The sequence below is a fragment of the Bacteroides sp. MSK.20.82 genome (genome assembly GCF_019052485.1).
Classification (GTDB): Bacteria; Bacteroidota; Bacteroidia; order Bacteroidales; family Bacteroidaceae; genus Bacteroides; species Bacteroides thetaiotaomicron.
In genome coordinates, this window is the sequence record NZ_JAHQUN010000136.1 from 1 (window position 1) to 676 (window position 676).

Sequence of the window (676 nt, forward strand, 5' to 3'; positions counted from 1 at the left end):
AAATCGGACAGGCGTTCCTGAAGACCGGGACAGCGGACAATCCATTTATTCATTTTGCGGTAAGCGGCAATGCCAGTAAGTTCGGGAGAATAAAGCTGTGCCAGTTCCATACGACCATAAGCACGTATTTTGAATTCTATCATGACAAATAAGTTTCTGTTTTACTGTCACAAAAGTAACAAAATATATTCACATTACCTACGTTTTATCAGGGAATAACAGACTATAACTGACAACAATTGCACATTACCGACTCTCACTGTACACAACCGATTCTTCCGAGTTACAGCATACTATCTTTGTGTCATCGAAAGGGAGAAATCCTCACGAAAGTATGTTTAACTCTTTAAAATTATTATTTTATGATTCGTTACAAAATTTATCAGAACCAACAGAAAAAAGGCTTGAATGCCGGCAAATGGTTCGCCCGGGCGGTAAGCGACGAGACATTCGACCTTGCCAAACTTGCCGAACACATGTCGAAACACAATTCACCGTATTCCAGTGGGGTGATCAAAGGCGTGCTCACTGATATGGTGGACTGCATCAAGGAACTACTGCTCGACGGCAAAAGTGTAAAGATTGATGATCTAGCCATCTTTGGTGTAGGAATCCGAAGCAAGGCTGCCGAAACGCTGGAAGAGTTCTCGCTGGAGAAGAACATCACAGGTATGCG

1 protein-coding gene and 1 pseudogene are annotated in these 676 nt (G+C 42.6%); one reads left to right on the plus strand and one right to left on the minus strand.

The genetic code is table 11. From position 1 onward, the window contains the following. Positions 1-143: DUF4248 domain-containing protein (locus KTR07_RS28150; protein WP_118214589.1), on the minus strand; the 143-nt coding region annotated here is incomplete at its 3' end. 219 nt (positions 144-362) lie between these two features. Between KTR07_RS28150 and KTR07_RS28155 the strand changes: the two are divergent. After that, a pseudogene (locus tag KTR07_RS28155) lies at positions 363-676 on the plus strand (DNA-binding protein); the annotation flags it as partial.